This is a genomic window from Paenibacillus sp. 1781tsa1, assembly GCF_024159265.1.
Classification (GTDB): Bacteria; Bacillota; Bacilli; order Paenibacillales; family Paenibacillaceae; genus Paenibacillus.
The window spans coordinates 1,204,199-1,221,149 of the sequence record NZ_JAMYWY010000001.1 but is presented as its reverse complement, the minus strand read 5'-3'; the positions used below and the strand labels follow the sequence as shown (position 1 = coordinate 1,221,149).

Here is a 16,951-nt window from a genome sequence, read left to right as displayed (position 1 = left end):
GAGGTGAATATGCCATGAAAACGATAGATCGAAGGCAACAGGTGATGGACTCTGCCGAGAAATCCTTTGCTCTGTTTGGCTACAAGGCCACAACGATGGAGCAGGTTGCGAGACTTGCCAATGTGGGCAAGGGAACGATCTATACTTTTTTCGAAAATAAAGAAGAACTGTTCAGCGAGATTCTGCGCTCGATCATTGCGGATATGAGACAGATTACAGAGCAAACCGTGAAGGAAGAGAACTCCTTTCTGGATAACGTGCATATGAGCATGGATTCTCTGCTGGAGTACCGGGAGGAACATGAGTTGTTGATCAAGCTCTTTCAGGAGGTCAACGAGTTTGGTACGCTGCAAGCCAAGGAAGGTTTGCAGCAAGTGGAGACAGCCATTCTCGAATATCTGGAGCGTCAGGTCAGCCGTGCCATGGAGTTAGAGCAGATTCGCAGAGACGATCCCAAACTGGTTTCTTTTGTCCTGCTGAAGCTGTATGTCACCTTAACCTCAGATTGGAACAAAGCGCATCCTACGCTGCATAAGGATCAGATCAAGGATTTTGTGGGCCTCTTTCTCAAGAATGGCTTATCCCCCACCTAGAGAAAGGCAACCCACTAGATTCAACACATAATAGAGATAGAACAAATGGATGAGCGTAAGGATAGGGAGAGAACATGATGAAATCATTCCACGTATTTGGGCAGGATCTGAAGTCCGCCTTCAAGAAACCAAAAGTATTTATTCCGATTCTCGTTGTACTGTTCATTCCGGTATTGTATAGTAGCCTTTTCCTGAACGCATTCTGGGACCCTTATGGCAAAATGAATGAATTACCTGTAGCCGTGGTCAACACGGATCAGGGTGCAGTCTATAACGATAAATCACTGGAGGTCGGTCAGAATCTCGTCGATGAATTGAAAAAAAGTGATGATTTCAACTGGCAATTCGTCACTCGTGAACAAGCTGAACAAGGCATGAAAGACAACACGTATTATATGACGATTGTGATTCCGGAGGACTTTTCCTCCAAAGCAACAACCCTGATGGATGAGCACCCTGAGCCGGCAGATCTGATCTATGAACCCAATGAAGGATACAACTTCCTCGCGGGTCAGATCGGTGGCACGGCGGTTAAACAAATTCGCTCCAAAGTTGCTGCCAAAGTCACAGAATCGTATACCGAAACGTTATTGGATCAGGTTGAAAAAATCTCTGGCGGTTTGGCGGATGCCGGGGAAGGTGCGGACAAAATCAACGAGGGTGCGACTAAGCTAGATGATGGTGCTGCTACATTAAAAGAGAATCTGTCCAAACTGGCCGCTGGCACCGACAAACTCGAAACGGGCATAGTTTCGTTAAAACAAGGTACGTCCACTCTCTCCCAAGGCACAGGTGATCTTCATACGGGCGCGAGTGCCCTGTCCGATGGATTGTCCCAATTGGCGGCAGCAGGCACGAAGCTTGGAAATGGTGCATTGCAGGCTAAAACGGGTGGAAAACAGTTACAGGCTGGCCTTCAATCCGCTCAAGAAGGTGCAGCTAAGCTCGATGCAGGATTGGCAGCTTCCGAGGAAGGCAGTGCAAAGCTGACGGCTGGGCTGCAAAGTTCTGTTGAGGGCAGTGGCAAAGTTAGCGAGGGTGCCAAAGCGGTTGCACAAGGGCTCGCCCAATTGGCTGAAGCCAGTCCAGAACTGGCCGCAAGTCCTGCTGTGCAGCAACTCCTGGCAGCCAGCCAAGCCGTAGCCGCGGGCAGTGAACAAGTGTATCAGGGCGGACAGCAGTTGGTCGCAGGCAGCCAAAACCTGTACGCTGCACAACAGCAACTGCATCAAGGCAGCAGTCAGTTGGTACAGGGTGAACAACAACTCGTACAAGGTGCTACTCAATTATCTGCCGGACAAGAAAAGCTTGCTACTGGTTTACAGCAATTCAATTCCAAATTATCCGAAGCAGCCGCTGGAGGAGCCAAACTTGCGGATGGTTCAGGTCAATTGAATGCTGGTGCAGGCAAATTGGTTGCGGGTGTAAGCCAGCTCACAGACGGCATCTCAACCCTTGCAGATGGGTCACATAAGCTCGATGACGGTGCTGGTCAGTTAAAAGAAGGTACGCTGAAGTTAACGGACGGCTCTGGCGAACTTGCCACCAAGCTGAATGAAGCGGCTGAGCAGACAGGGAGTGTGAAAAAGACCGATGAACTGGTAACGATGTATGCAGAGCCTGTTCAGGTCGATGAGCATAAATATAATGAGGTACCCAATTATGGTACAGGATTCTCGCCATACTTCCTGTCACTGGGGCTGTTTGTCGGGGCATTGATCGCCACTTTGGTTGTGCCAACACGCGGCAGCACGGTTAGCGAGGCAAGTGGCTGGAATCGTTTTGTGAGTAAAACGCTGGCTTTCACGCTCATGAGTGCTGTGCAATCCCTACTTGCTTCGTGGCTCGTATTGTACGGCTTGGGTCTGGAAGTTCAGAGCGTTCCGTTGTTCCTCTTATTCAGCTTTGTGACCAGTCTAAGCTTCATGTACATCATTCAGGCACTGGTGACTTGGTTGGAAAATCCGGGACGATTCCTCGGAATTCTGATGCTGATCTTCCAGCTTACGACCAGCGCGGGCACTTTCCCGCTCGAACTGATTCCAAACTGGTTGAAGGTGTTTAATCCATGGCTGCCTATGACCTATTCGGTTACGGGGTATAAAGCAGTTATCTCAAGCGGACAGTTCGGCGTGGCTTGGGATCAGATTGGCATACTGTGCATCTTTGCCGTAATTGGTCTTGGAGGAACTCTAACGTACTTCTTGATGCACCGTACCACAGAGAACGAAAACGTGAGCAGTGAAGTTGCACTTCACCTGTAAAAAAAGGAATATAAAAAGCAAAGGCGTGACCGATGCCACACACTCTTCTGGACAACAGAGGTGTTGGCTAAGGTACGCCTTTGCTTTTTTAGTATGAAACAAATCGTGAATCGCCCATTCTTATCATTCTAGTATGTAGAAGACATGTCAGTACTAACGTAAAAGGCGGCTGCAACTAGTAGAACCAAAATGATAATAGCATAAATCGCCGTGCCAATAATTCCACAAACCAGACCGGCAATCGCTAAACCTCTTCCCTGTTCCATACGAAGTTTAATTTCTTTCAGAGAAATTGATGCAAATATGATAGCAAAAATTCCAATCAAAAATCCCAAGTATGGAATAATAACTGACAAAATTCCCAAAACAAGCGCAGCTATAGACTTACTATTGGTTTTTGGTACTACATAAGGTGGTGGTGGAACAGTATCACTATGATATCGATCTACATTATTCTGGCGATAATCCAAAAGTATATCCTCCTTCTTTATTAAGTAATTTCATTATACTTGATTAATAGGAATAATCACCTCCATAATTTGTAAAATAGGCATTGATACTAGTTTTATTTATTTCCCGCATCAGTACACCTAATTGAAGCCTAAGATTACACATTGTACTTCAAGAATATGAAGGTTAGAACCCATTTTTATTTTAAAAAGCAAAAAGAACGCAGTCCCTTATTACTCACAGGATTGCGCTCTTTCAACATTTCTTAGGTTTGAAATGTCTTTTATCCTTCCACTTCCACCCGCTGCAAAAATGTCCGGGTACGTGCAAGCTTTGGATTGCCAAAAATCTCTTCTGGCGGCCCCGCCTCTGCGATCTCCCCGTTATCCATGAAGAATACACGATCCGCAACGTCACGGGCGAAGCCCATCTCATGCGTCACGATCATCATCGTCATATTTTCCTGCGCCAGCTGTTTGATTACACGAAGCACTTCCCCGGTCAGCTCCGGATCGAGTGCCGATGTCGGCTCATCGAACAGGAGAATGTCGGGCTGCATCATGAGTGCGCGGGCAATAGCTACACGCTGTTTCTGTCCACCGGACAGATTGGCCGGATACGCGTCGGCCTTGTCCGACAGTCCGACTTTGCCGAGTAATTCCAGACTGCGATGCCTGATGACACTTGAGCTTTCTTTTTTCAAAGTCTTCGGTGCGAGTTCCAGATTAGCCTGTACGGTCAGATGTGGGAACAGGTTGAAATGCTGGAATACCATACCCATGCGATCCGTCATCTTGCGAATATCTGCTGCACCCGCGTAACGCCCATTATCGACCAATGTCTGATCCTGAATGCGAATCGTTCCACCTGAAATATCCTCCAGATGAATCAGGCTGCGCAGCATTGTACTTTTACCTGAACCCGAGGGCCCGATTACGGCAATCACTTCGCCTGGTTCCACGTTGAAGGATACCTGCTTCAGCACTTCAAGCGTACCGAATGATTTTCTCAACTGATTTACTTCTATTATATGTGTCATATGCAGACAGTCCTTTGATTGATCAGATTTAATTTATTCAAATGAAAACCGCTTCTCTAGCGCCTTGAACAGCAAAGTAAGCACAAGGGTCATGAGCAAATACATAATCGCCGCTACGAAGAACGGAATTAACTGCAAGTCCCGATTTACCGCCGCTTGTGCATAATACAACAGCTCTGGTACAGCAACGGCATAGAGCAGTGCCGTATCCTTGATGAGCGTAATGGACTCATTGGCCGTTGCAGGCAATACTACACGAATCATCTGAGGAATAATGACTTTAGTCATCGTTTGCCACTTTGTTAACCCCAGTACCTTCGCTGCCTCATGTTGACCTTTATCAATGGAAAGCAGTCCGCCCCTGAAAATTTCGGCGAAGTAAGCCGCATAGTTCAGGATGAACGCAATTCCCGCTGCTACAAAGCGATCAAACACCAGATACTCTCCAATCACCGGAAGCAACGGTAAACCGAAGCAGAAGAATAGAATTTGGAGCAGCAGTGGTGTTCCTCGCATCACGTAGACGTAGGTATGAGCAATCCACGCAAGTGGTTTAATTTGGCTTCTCATCGCGAGCGTGACTGCAAATCCAAGCGGCACAGATAACACGATCGCCAGCAAGAACATGAAAATGGTGGTCTGCGCACCCTCTAACATCGGTTTTAAAATGGTCGATAGATAATCCCAACTCATTGTTTTGTCTCCTCTAATCTGTTAACCCCGCATTCCTCTGGGGCATGAATCGCTCCAGCATGGAATACGGGGTCCGTTTTGTTTCAAACTATATATCAGGTGTGTAACCTGCCTATTTCAGAACCTTGTCTTCACCCAACCATTGGGTGGAGATTTTAGCTGCTGTTCCATCTGCATTGAGCTCATCCAGTGCTTTTTGCAGCTGATTCAGAAGCTCTTCATTGCCTTTTTTGATACCTATTCCATATTGTTCAGGTGCAAGAGATTCATCCAGCAGTTTGAATGTTCCCTCTTCCTTGGACATGTAGTACCTCGCGACCACTTCATCAATGATGACCGCATCCAGACGTTTTGTTTTCAAGTCAGTCAGAGCAAGCACGTTATCTTTGAATTCGGAAGCTTTTACTTTATCCTTCAGGGGACTTGCTGCCAGTGCATCTGCCGCTGAGGACAATGCCTGTAATCCCACATTTTTACCATCGAGTTCATCCAGCTTCGTAATTGGAGAGTCTGCCAAGGTAATCGCGACCTGACTGTTTTCCAGATAAGGCTTCGTGAAGAGCACTTTCTCTTTGCGCTCATCCGTAATGGTGTATCCGTTCCAGATCATGTCGATTCGACCACTGTTCAGCTCTGACTCTTTGGAAGACCAGTCGATCGGCTGGAATGTGATTTCTTTACCCATTTTCTCCGCTGCAGCTCGTGCGTAATCAATATCGAAACCAACAATTTCATTTTGCTCGTCCCGGAAACCCATTGGAGCAAACTTGTCGTCAATTCCTACAACAATCGTGTTATCGTCTTTGCTTGCGGAACTGGAACAACCCGCCACAATCAATACACATATACTAATGAATAATAGTAGAATCGCTTTTTTTCTCATCTCTCGAACCCCTCCATGTCTATAACCAAAACCAAAACGCTTTAGTTCGTTACCACGTTATCAGAGATTTATAATAACATAGCATGGGAGAAGAGTCGAGTCTCTTGCCTATTTCATTGGATTCCATGCAGCTTAATTGTCAACAATTTGTGAAAAAGGCCAGCTCTCCGTCTGGAGAATCTGGCCTTTTTCTGTGTTTCTATCTTTCTCTATATTCTTGTAAACTACTATTCACACTCAACACTATTGCTGCACTTTCTCACGATCCTTGCCTTTATCGGATTCACCCGCGTTTTTGTTGGCAGCATCACGATCCTGTTGCATCTCTTCAACGGTTTTCACCTTGAGACGTGCTGCACCTTCATATTCCTTCGTTGGAATAAGATTACCAGCAGCAAGTCTTGCTTCTGCGGCAGCAATCGCATCCCCGTACTGTGGCAGCCACTGAGCCTGTGCAACCAGCATCTCGTCGACCATCTGCCAGATCTCTTTTGGATTACATACGGCACCTACGAGCGGGTCCATCATGAACGCCTGACGAAGTAATTGGTCGTCTCCGTTCACCGCTGCTTCAACCGCAAGACGTTGAACGGAAATACTCACATTACATACCGCCGCCGGGCCAAGTGGCAGATCCCCTACATGCGGCATGGAAATACCGTTGCGATCCACATATCCCGGTGCCTCAATAATCGCATCATCTGGCAGGTTCGAGATGACTCCATTATTAACGGTATTGAAATGTCCACGATAGACACGTCCCGTCTCCAGACCTTCAATAATGTACGAACCGTGCTCCTCCCCCCGTTTTTCGGGAATGAATTGCATCGGTTCATCCTTCATCCAGTTAGGGAAATCCGTCTCGAACCAGTTGCGCCCCTCGGTGCATACCCGCAGATACCCACCTGTCTCTCCGTTGATCCAGTTGCCCAGGTCGATCCATTCGTTAATCTCTTCCGGACGTTTGCGGTACCACGGCACATATTCACTCAGATGACCATTCGATTCTGTACTGTAATATCCGAAGCGGCGCAGCATATCGATCCGCACTTTTTCGGTGCGGCTATACTCGGGATGTTTTTCGAAGGCTTCGAGCAGGTCAACTGTAAGATCTTTGCCTTGATGAGAAGCCTGAATATACCAAGTCTGATGGTTGATGCCGGCACAGATAATATCCACTTCACTCTTTTTCAAGCCAAAAGCTTCCGCTATCTGATGATGACCATGCTGTACGCCATGACACAGTCCGATCGTCCGTACACCGCCGTACTTATTGCAAGCCCATGTGAGCATCGCCATCGGATTGGAATAGTTCAAGAGCAGCACGTCCGGCGCGCTCTGTTCACGAATATCTTTACAGATGTCCAGCATCTCGGCAATTCCGCGTTGTCCATACATAATGCCACCTGCACACAGCGTATCGCCGACACATTGGTCTACCCCATATTTCAGTGGAATATCCACATCCGTTGCAAAAGCTTCCAGTCCCCCAACACGAATCGTACACAGTACATACTTCGCATCTTTTAACGCTTCTTTACGATCCGTTGTCGGCTGAATCTGAATATTCAATCCATTCTCACGGATATCCCGCTGACACAGCTCAGTCACCATGTCCAGATTGTGCTGGCTAATATCGCAAAACGCAATTTCGATGTTGTTAAACTCCGGTACCGTCAGCAAATCCCGCAGCAATCCCCGAGTGAATCCGATACTTCCTGCCCCGATAAACGCCACTTTAAACGACATGTTTATATCCTCCCCTAATCCGAATCTTTCGCTTCGGTTAATGACTCTCTTCATGAAATCATTGTACCAACGCCAATAGGGGAAGCGTTATCAAAATCATGACCTGTTCAAGTTCTTGTTGTCAAAAATCCTAACTTATTCATCCGTCGGATATTGACTGACATGTCGTTCCATCGAGGAGCGAAATTCAACCGGCGTACGGCCTGTATATTTTTTGAATAACATATGAAAATACTGACGACTCCCTACTCCAACATAGTCGGAGATCTTAGAAATCGGAATATTCGTCTGCTGTAGCAGCATCTTGGCCTTCTCCATCCGAAGCATCGTCAGGTAATCGGTTGGTGTGCGCTGCGTGTGCTGACGGAAAATGCGATGCAAATAACCCGGATGCAGATTGACGGCTGCGGCAATGTCCTTCATCTGAATATTTCGATCCATATTATGATGCATGAATTCAATCGTGCGCTTGACATACAACTCCGCCTGATCTGGCGCACTCCGGTTCATTTCCCCACGCAGACGTGCTACACGGACGATCAACTGGATGAACAACGTACGCACCAACATTCCCTGTTCCGGGGACGACAGATTCCGGGCTTCGCGATGTTGTGCTCGATCCTCTCTAGGAATAACGCCTATTGGGACAGACGATCTTCCCTGCTCCAACAGACCACGCTGATCGAGTTCCAGCACCAGACTTTTCATAATGTGATACACCTCTTCCGGGTCAGGCAGTACCAGATATGGCGAGGCATTAGCCAGCAAAGTATGGACTTCTTCCTCTTCCTGTACGAGCTGTCGAATGGACAGCTGACAGGCTGTCGAGCCGGAGAATCCAAACTCCACATTGAGCATCCGGCAAGGCACGCCATCTTCCACCAGTAAACGGTGCGGGACGCCAGCATCGAGCATAATGAACTGCCCTTTTTTCAGAACAGCCTGTTCCGAGCTCCCATCCGGCATCTGTACATCCACCCGGCACATTCCCGAAATAATATACATAATCTCCATGGAATCATGATTGTGATAGGACATACGGTAGTTGTCCCATTGCTTATAATAGTACGCGTAAAAACGCGGACCACAATCCTCTGTTCGCAATGCCTCCTGATACAGGCTTCCTGTCCAGCGCTTCGAGATGCTCATGTCTATACCTCCAGTCCTTCAACGATCGATCTTCACTTTTCTCCATTGTAACAATTATGTAGGTTAGATATAAACGTCCTGACTAAAATGATGATTGTATTTTATAATTAGACAAATATATAATTAGTCTATATTCTAATCGTTTATGATAACTATTTTTACTTAAGGAGGTTTCTATGCATGAGTACCACCTTTCATCTGGTGAGGCACGGCCTCAAAGAACGACGAATCGGTGATGTCCCCCTCACTTCCGAAGGGGCTTTACAAGCCGAAGCCACAGCACTTCATTTTGCCAGAGCTGCCTTTCCTGTTATTAAAATCCTGACCAGCCCACTTCGACGAGCCCAAGAAACCGCCAGCAGGATTGCCTACCATACTCAATCCCCCATAATAGTAGATCCCCGCCTGCGCGAACGTGCCAATTGGGGAGATGGCCCGGATCAGTCATTCGAAGAATTTATTGCCATGTGGGATCGATGTACGTCTGACCCCAATTACATTCCACCTGTGGGAGACTCGGCCAAACAGGCTGGTGAACGTCTGGCCTCTTGCTTAACCGAATTGACTAATGAAGAGCAGGAGAACAGTAACATTATTGTGGTTACACATGGTGGACTCATTACTGATTTTCTGGTGCAAACCTTCACCGAGCGCGAGCTTAACGATTGGCATCCCGATTTTATAGCGATGCAGAATCAGCTTATTCCCGAGTGCTCCATCACCACCTTGATCCATGATCAAGGTAAATACACCATTAAAGCGTTCGCTTCTACCGAGCATCTGGACTCTAACTAACGATGTAGAAGAAAGACATACCACGGATAGATTGAAAAACGCCAAGTGATGTCCACCAATCCTCCTATCCTCATCTAAAAAAGCCCTGAAACCTCCATATGCCGAGACACATGGGAGATTCCAGAGCTTTAAAGCACTTCAATTATTTCCCGCCTTTACCTGGCGTGTAGAACTTGGGCAGCGTTACTTTGGACCAGTCTATATCCGATGCCATGTAGAAGGACGGATAGGAAGGCTGATTGTATCCACTGTTCTGTCCGGCAATGCCCACGCGATACATCGCATCATGCATCAGGGTGTACAGCTTGCGGTCTGTCTTATCGGTACTCAGATAGATACGGATCGCCGAACTGTCGGTGGTTCTCACCAACATCTCTTCCCGCCAATCCCCGAAGATATCAGCTACAAGAGAAGGTGTACCTTTGGTATGATTGTTGGTCAATGTGCCTGTTGCCGTCAGCAACGTGCCACGATTCCAATCCTTGATGGTTGGTGTAACATCAATCGCACCATCTACGATCTGTGTCGTCATATCACCAGACCAACGGATATTCATATTCGTTCCCGGTGCTTGATCACTGATTTTCTGACCCTGTGCTGTCCATAAACCTACAGCCCAAGTCTCCAGTCCACGACGCGTCGGATCAACATCTCCCACCATGCCGCGTCCCGTATCTTTCCCTGTGTATCCACCATAGATTACTTCTCCGGTCTTTGCATCCCGCAAGGAGTAGCCATATGGAGCCCACGGACCACCCTCGTGAACCATGAAGATCTCAAGTCCCGGACGATCCGGGTCGATATCTGCTACATGAAGGGCATCCCCATGACCCAGACGGGCAATCGTTCCCGGTGCAGCACTTTCGGCTGGCATCAGGTCTGTGGAGCTGTACAGTACGCTGCCGTCATGATCAATCGTGGCGGAGCCATAGATGATCTCTTGTTTGCCGTCTCCATCTACATCCGCCACACTGAAATAGTGCGCACCTTGAGTAGTGATGGAGCCATACTCCGGATCTGTACCATCCACGCCATGCGGCCCATCATTGAACGGATTTTTCATCGGTGTCCAGCCGCTGTCCACTTTCCATTCCTTTTTCAGCTTCTTGCCATCCCAGTTGTAGGCGACCATCGTTGAACGTGTATAGTATCCGCGTGCAAAGATTGCAGACGGTTTCTTGCCATCCAGATACGCCACGCCTGCCAGGAAACGGTCCACCCGATTGCCCGGTTCAATCCGTGCCATGGCATAATCGCCCCACATCAGGCCATCATCATGACGCTCGGGTTCGTAGGGGATCGTCTCCAGCTCTTTGCCTGATTTCCCTTCAAATACCGTAACGTACTCCGGTCCGTCCACGATAAAACCCTCAAACTTACGCAACTCATTTCGGTTGCTGCGTTCTACCGCATAGACATCAATGAAGTAATCGGCCAAGCTCTCGGCATCCTGCTGAGATAATGGGTAGTTATACTTTTTCTCCATTCCAAATGCCTCTTCCAATGTCGCAGGCCAGTTGCCCTTCACAACCTCTTCGTGTTTATGCCAGTTTTTGAACATATCCACCACATGATCGTAGTAACCGTCAGCACTTAAACGATAGTCATCCTCGTTCTTCACGCCTGCCTTCTTATCTTCCTTCGGTAAGGTGATATACTTCTCGGATGTCACTTTTCCTTTTTTGTTATATTGGATTATCTTCGTGCCCGGAGCGGTCTTAAACATCATCTCGGCCTTACCATCCCCGTCAAAATCGTAAACCAACATCTGTGTATAATGAGCACCTGCGCGGATATTGACTCCAAGATCGATCCGGTACAGCAATTGTCCGTCCAGAGTGTAAGCATCTACATAGGTTTTACCGGTGTATCCTTTTTGCGATACATCCTTGGCATTGGAAGGGTCCCATTTGACGAAAAACTCATATTGGCCATCCCCGTCCACATCACCCACGCTCATGTCATTGGCGGAATACGTATAGGCTTCGCCGGCAGGCGTCACGCCATCGGCCGGTTTCTGCAATGGAATGTCCACATAGCCGTTCGCCCAAGGTTTGACGGATGCACTGCGTTTGCTCTCCTTACCCTTTTTGTTCACCGCTGCCACTTCATAACGGGAAGAGGATTTACCTGTGCCATCTACATAGTTGGTGCTTTCCGTGACCGTAGCGATCTTTTTGCCATCACGATAGACGTTAAAGTCCGTACCTGTCAGCCCTTTATCGCTATACCCTGTGGCCTCGTCACCAAGTAATCTCCAGCTGAGAAACACACCTTCAGATGTGGATGCAGCCACCACCCCCCGATCCAGATATTCCAGTTGAATCTCTTTCAAGTGACTGCCCCCCTTATGTGATTGCAGGCCACTCTCCGTTGTACTATTTCCATTCGAAGCTTCGGCTCCAGTGATTCCCGCTGTTCCTCCAATAAGCAAAGCTACGCTGAGTGCCGAAGAGAGTACCTTGGCTGCAAGTGGCAACCGTGCCTTCCTGCGACCGGATTGCTGACCTGAAGCCGACCCCTTATGTACCGGCGCTGTTGTTTCTGAGTTCATCCACCTTCACGCTCCTTGAGACAGAATAGATGATGCTGATACACTTCGATGATGATTGAACGTTCGATTACCCGTACAGACCTCTTCAACGAATGATTCCAAACTTTAATGATTGCGCTTACAAAATTAAAAAAGAGAAATCAGCTTGCCCGACTGCCAGAGTGCGGTCCTCCTTTCATTCTCTTTCCAATCTGAGCGAGGTGATCCCGCCCATCCGGTTCTATTATATACATCCTGCCTGCCAGACCCTAGGCAAATATCCGTCCAAAACGATTAATAATCAGTGTTTTTAGGAGTCATTTTGGAAATCAAACCGATGAACGATTCAAGCTGAAGCATGATTCAGGCTCACCGCCCATTTTTCTAACGAATCTCATACACCCTATAAGGGCGTGAAACTTCAACAACGAATCCTAACGAATCTCAGTAACCTTATTTGGACCAAAACGAGTCTAAGAGGATCAAAATCTACCCAAATTAACTAAATAGCGTGTCTACGATTCGTTAGATTTTTCAAATGCATCTATTCAACTAAATAGCGTGTCCTCTGTTCGTTAGAAAAGAAATAGGGCTGTCCCCTGCTCATTTTCATGAACAGAGGACAGCCCAGCCTGATACGCCCGCTCTTACATCCCTAATTCCGGATCTTCAAGCGATTATACATACATTGTTCATGTGAGAACTTCACTTCTCACGACCTTACCTTCATTAGTTACGTTAGTTATAACGTTCCTCTTAAGGCTCAATGCCCCATACCAGGTTTCCACCTTGGTAGAGTGTTACTTTGTTCCAATCCTGATAGGATGTTTTCGTTGGATCGAAGGAGTAATCATTCGTCTCATCAAAGTTGGACCAGTCTGTTTTGTACATACGAAGCTGGATGTCTCCAGTCTGCCCACCAGCCTGAATGCTGCCAGCGCCAGATGTGAAGCTCAGTTCCACATACGAGTCTGTGAAGGTCCGCTGGATATTGGCTCCGCCAACTTGAGCGTAATCAATAGCAGAATCCATTGCAGCCGAGCCTTCTTTGGAGAAGTAATACCGGATCTTCAGATCACTCAGATTCACAGCCGTACTACCCAGATTTTTGATGTTAAAATACGGTTTGATCTGGCTATCTTGAGCATTGGTATCTCCAGCACGATATTGCAGGACAAGGTCACTTGTCGGTACAACGACACTTTGAGGTGTCGCGGAAGCTACAGCGGAATCGGCACTTTGCCCTGCTGTATTCACTGCACTTACCACATAATGATACGTCGTACCGTTCGTGAGGGCAGTGTTCGTGTAGGACGTACCACTCACATTCGCGGCGATCGTTGTGAACGGACCTGACGCACTCAGTGCGCGTTTCACATTATAACTTGTTGCACCTGTAGAAGCGGTCCACGTCAGGCTCACCTGTGCATTGCCTGCAGTTGCTGTGAGCGCAGTCGGTGCAGCTGGCGCCGTTACACCTGCAAACGGTGTAGCTGTTGCTGTGGCAGAGTTGACACTTTCACCTACAGCATTCGTTGCCGTTACTACATAATAATAGGTTGTGCCATTGATCAGACCGGTATTGCTGTAAGACGTTCCACTCACATTGGCAGCAACTGTTGTGAATGGACCTGACGCACTCAGTGCCCTTTTCACGCTATAACTCGTTGCACCTGCAGAAGCAGTCCACGTTAAGGAGACTTGAGCGTTACCGGCAGTAGCTGTCAATGCTGTGGGTGCTGCCGGAGCGGTATTACCGCCCGGAGGATTGCCACCGTTACTTGCAGGCAGCACAGGGAATGAGTTCTTCACCAATGCCACGAATTGATCATGGAACCAGTGACCCGATACCGGAGCATTAGGCAATGCACCTGTTAATACACCATCCCGAGTGGTGAAGGTTGGATCACACATCCGGTCGAAACCTTTGCCTTCGTTATTCGGAATTTCGGAACTGGAGCCATCTGATTCACCCGGAGGTTTCACCCAGACATAAGCATCCAGATGCGCTGGTCCTGGCGCTGCTTTAGGGACTTCCCCTATGCCAGCTCCACTGGCATTACACCAGTTCCCCCGATGCTCCCGGCGATCTACACGTCCGGAATTCACATAATCATTGATGTTGCTGCCCGTAGCCGATGTTGGACGGTCTACCCCACCCCAGCCGTTCCGGCTAGTATCGATCAGGAAACCTGTGCTGCTTGGCCAGCCGGCTTGTACGAAATCGGCATACAGCGCAGCAGTGAAATCGGTTTCGTCAAAATATGGATTCCACTCATAAAACTTGGCCGATTTAATCGGTTGTCCACCGATATTCAGATCCGGGTTGGACAGGTTCGGCTCTCCCAACGGTGTGGTGTTCGCTGTATTCGTAATGAAACCATCTGCACTGCTCAGACCCGCGGCTGTCCCTTGTACAACACTTGTATACAGCGCGACTGCTGCAGAGCGGTTGTTATCCCATCCAAGCCAGCCGGAGTGACCGATATCCAGATAGTTGTACACATTCGGAATGGCGTGCAGCTTGTCCAGTGCATATTTCACACCCGCCTCATAGATACCTGTTGAGCTGGCTTGGCCACAAGCTGGCGTACTCAGATTGGTCACAAGGTTAGGCAGACTGTCCGGTTCAATGACGGCGATAATGCGAATATCCTGATACTTCGGATCTGCGAAGATATCTGCGAGCACATCAATATAATCCGTTTTATATGTCTGCAGTGCTGCCTGTGTTAGTGGAAGTTCACCATTGGATGCAAGTGCATGACAATCCCGTCCAGGCAAGTTATAGATAACGAATGAAGCCGTGATTGGTGTACCAGGTTTCTTTTGGGCCAGAACGGCATCAAGATGTTCCTCTACACTTTTGCGACCAGCGTTGTCTGGGCCACCATAGATTGCAGCAATGCGGTCAACCCATACTGCGGTTGGATACGATTTGACCGTCTCCATCTGGGCCTTCAGCGATGCATCGTTGGTCAGCGCAATGGACGTATCCACGAGAGCCGAATAGTCCTGGTTCAGATAAGCCGTGGCCCCTACAAATGGATTATCCACATGTGCTTCAGCCGCCTGAGTCAAGCCCGGAGACATCCCCGGGAAAATCCCCGCCGCCAGCAGTGTTGCCGCCAACATTTGCTTTACTCCTTTGCGCAGGATCTTCTTACCTCTTGATTTGGTTTTCAATTTAGTCTTCATAGTTCCACCTTTCCTTTAGTTAGATTGGGTTGTACTCATGTCTGATCCTCTGTGTCATTATGATGCTTAGCACGAAGAGAACGTTCGGATGAGTTGGTTGTATCACCTCCAGAAGAAATGGTTGTATAACTGGAATCTTGATCAAACAAATTGTGTGAGGGCGAATCATGTGAATGAGTATAATGTGGTGGGTGAGGTTGAACGTGAGTTAGACATGAAGAAGTGTGGAAAATGGATTAACAGATTACCTGATTTTCCGTTTTGGTAAGCGCTTTCTTTAAACGATTTAAAAAAAGGCCTTCGCCTACCCATCTACAAACATGATGTTCGGTGTCACCTCCTTATGTATGATTATACGACATGTAAATATTACTGTAAATTGAATTATATAAATTTAATTATATTTTTTTCCATAATTCAGGCAGGAATCTGGACACCCCTTGCCCCTAACCACACCAAAGGCTCATCCTGGCATTATGCCACAATGAACCTCTTGTTGATCAAGGTCGAATTCACTCGCTTGTCTAGGGCAGAACGACGATATCTCCCGGTTTTAACCCGCTTACCACTTCCGTCTTGTCCCCCGATTCCATTCCAGCCTTGATGGTCAACGGCTCTGTCAGTCCGTTCCCTTTATCTAACAGGACGTAAGGTTCGGTCTGGTCACGCATGATGGCCAGGCTGGACACAACCGTTACTTTGTCCTTCCGCGTCGTCTCAATATCCCCTTCCAGACTCACGCCTCCATACATCCTGGTATCCGGCTTCAGATCAATGACCACGTCAAACTGGGAAGCCTGCTTGAGGTCTGTATCGGTACTCTTCCGGGCGAACTTGGACACCTTGCTTACCTTCCCGGTGAATTGCAGATCTTTCTGCGCTGTCATTCGTACCTTAACCGGCATGCCCACCTTAAGTCTGAACATCTCTTCTTCACCAACAATCGTCATGAATTTCAGTTTGCTGATATTGGTAATGGACCCGATTAGCTGCCCTTCCGTCACTGCACGTGTCTTGCTGTCCTCTTCATTCATCTGAAATATGCCGGAGGCGGAAGCATACACTACAGATTTGCTAATGACGGCCTGCTTTTTCTGTATCTCCTTCTCCTTGAGGGCCAGCGCTTTTTGATTCAACTCATTCGTCAGACGTTTGCCTTCCCGATCCGCAAATGCCTTCTTGCGCTCCTCTTCCGTCACGCCAAGCGGCTCGCTCATATTCGTCTGATCCAGGCTAACCTGATTCATCTTATTTTCCAACTGGGCTTTCTCCAGATCGCTCTGCAATTGCTCTACTTCCGTTTGTAACGTGGACGTGTCGAGCGTAAACAGGATATCCCCCTTGCTCACCTGCTCACCACTTTTCACATGCCACTGCTTGATGTTGGAAGCATATGGAGCATAGATATCCGTCTGATCGGTATATACGGATTTCCCTTTCACCTGAATCGTTCGCGTCATCGTTTCTTGTGTAACATCAAACGTAATTGGCGGCGGGATCTCAACAGGGGCCTCCGGTTTTGGTTTGTACTTTTCATACAGCCAGTACCCCACACCTGCCAAAAGTACAACCGTGATGATGATTTTAATCCATTTCTTCATGTGC

The 16,951-nt window shown here is 47.9% G+C and carries 12 protein-coding genes; 3 read left to right on the top strand and 9 right to left on the bottom strand.

Annotation, left to right across the window (positions count from 1 at the left end; genetic code table 11):
• The first annotated feature begins 14 nt into the window (after positions 1 to 14).
• The gene (locus NKT06_RS05380) at positions 15 to 593 is read left to right on the top strand and encodes a TetR/AcrR family transcriptional regulator (RefSeq protein WP_253430953.1); all 579 of its coding nucleotides are present in this window, start codon (positions 15 to 17) and stop codon (positions 591 to 593) included.
• Positions 594 to 670: 77 nt separating this feature from the next.
• Positions 671 to 2,857, top strand: a complete 2,187-nt coding sequence (locus tag NKT06_RS05375; RefSeq protein ID WP_253442398.1) for a YhgE/Pip family protein — start codon at positions 671 to 673, stop codon at positions 2,855 to 2,857.
• 128 nt (positions 2,858 to 2,985) lie between these two features.
• On the opposite strand, the gene NKT06_RS05370 is transcribed toward NKT06_RS05375, so the two are convergent.
• The 6 genes from NKT06_RS05370 to NKT06_RS05345 form a co-directional block, all read right to left on the bottom strand.
• Positions 2,986 to 3,327, bottom strand: a complete 342-nt coding sequence (locus tag NKT06_RS05370; protein WP_253430950.1) for a DUF4190 domain-containing protein — start codon at positions 3,325 to 3,327, stop codon at positions 2,986 to 2,988.
• Between the two features lie 263 nt (positions 3,328 to 3,590).
• The gene (locus NKT06_RS05365) at positions 3,591 to 4,346 is read right to left on the bottom strand and encodes an amino acid ABC transporter ATP-binding protein (protein WP_301289845.1); all 756 of its coding nucleotides are present in this window, start codon (positions 4,344 to 4,346) and stop codon (positions 3,591 to 3,593) included.
• 33 nt (positions 4,347 to 4,379) lie between these two features.
• A complete protein-coding gene (locus NKT06_RS05360; protein WP_253430947.1) occupies positions 4,380 to 5,039 on the bottom strand; it encodes an amino acid ABC transporter permease in 660 nt (219 codons plus the stop codon).
• Between the two features lie 112 nt (positions 5,040 to 5,151).
• Positions 5,152 to 5,922 carry an amino acid ABC transporter substrate-binding protein gene (locus tag NKT06_RS05355; RefSeq protein ID WP_036672520.1) on the bottom strand — a complete coding sequence of 257 codons (771 nt, stop codon included), beginning with the start codon at positions 5,920 to 5,922 and terminating at the stop codon, positions 5,152 to 5,154.
• 243 nt (positions 5,923 to 6,165) lie between these two features.
• Complete coding sequence (gene melA, locus NKT06_RS05350; protein WP_253430944.1) at positions 6,166 to 7,671, bottom strand: alpha-glucosidase/alpha-galactosidase; 1,506 nt, start codon at positions 7,669 to 7,671, stop codon at positions 6,166 to 6,168.
• A 135-nt stretch (positions 7,672 to 7,806) separates the two neighbouring features.
• On the bottom strand, positions 7,807 to 8,820 hold the full coding sequence (locus NKT06_RS05345; protein ID WP_253430941.1) for an AraC family transcriptional regulator: 1,014 nt from the start codon (positions 8,818 to 8,820) through the stop codon (positions 7,807 to 7,809).
• Between the two features lie 180 nt (positions 8,821 to 9,000).
• Here NKT06_RS05345 and NKT06_RS05340 point away from each other — a divergent pair, with 180 nt between their 5' ends.
• A complete protein-coding gene (locus tag NKT06_RS05340; protein ID WP_253430938.1) occupies positions 9,001 to 9,615 on the top strand; it encodes a histidine phosphatase family protein in 615 nt (204 codons plus the stop codon).
• A 142-nt stretch (positions 9,616 to 9,757) separates the two neighbouring features.
• Here the strand turns inward: NKT06_RS05340 and NKT06_RS05335 are convergent, their stop codons facing one another.
• The 3 genes from NKT06_RS05335 to NKT06_RS05325 all read right to left on the bottom strand — a co-directional run bounded on the left by NKT06_RS05335 (position 9,758) and on the right by NKT06_RS05325 (position 16,947).
• A complete protein-coding gene (locus NKT06_RS05335; RefSeq protein WP_301289841.1) occupies positions 9,758 to 12,169 on the bottom strand; it encodes a rhamnogalacturonan lyase in 2,412 nt (803 codons plus the stop codon).
• A 735-nt stretch (positions 12,170 to 12,904) separates the two neighbouring features.
• Positions 12,905 to 15,346: a glycoside hydrolase family 6 protein gene (locus tag NKT06_RS05330; protein WP_253430935.1), complete on the bottom strand. Its 2,442-nt coding sequence runs from the start codon at positions 15,344 to 15,346 to the stop codon at positions 12,905 to 12,907.
• Positions 15,347 to 15,870: 524 nt separating this feature from the next.
• Complete coding sequence (locus NKT06_RS05325; protein WP_253430932.1) at positions 15,871 to 16,947, bottom strand: efflux RND transporter periplasmic adaptor subunit; 1,077 nt, start codon at positions 16,945 to 16,947, stop codon at positions 15,871 to 15,873.
• Between the last annotated feature and the right edge of the window lie 4 nt (positions 16,948 to 16,951).